This is a genomic window from Akkermansia muciniphila (assembly GCF_900184965.1).
GTDB lineage: Bacteria > Verrucomicrobiota > Verrucomicrobiia > Verrucomicrobiales > Akkermansiaceae > Akkermansia > Akkermansia muciniphila_A.
In genome coordinates this window covers 1-221 of the sequence record NZ_FXYA01000138.1, presented here as the reverse complement: position 1 = coordinate 221, position 221 = coordinate 1, and the positions used below count along the sequence as shown (strand labels likewise).

General features: G+C 37.1%; 1 protein-coding gene. It reads left to right on the top strand.

Features of this window, described 5'->3' with window-relative positions; genetic code table 11:
• Positions 1-221: DUF3822 family protein (locus tag CI070_RS14360; RefSeq protein ID WP_143245527.1), on the top strand; the 221-nt coding region annotated here is incomplete at both ends.

Here is a 221-nt window from a genome sequence, read left to right as displayed (position 1 = left end):
TCTCTGACAGCCAATCTTAAAAACGTTTTCCACGAATCGGACTTTTTAAGCTACTCCTACAAACGGGTGAACATCATGATAGCCAGCAAACGCTTTACCATGATACCATTGGAACTGTTTGAGGAAGAACAGGCAGAGCTTTTATTCTATCACAATCATCAGAAACGGGAGAATGAAATAGTGATGTACAATATTCTGAAAAAGAATAATGTAGTCATAAT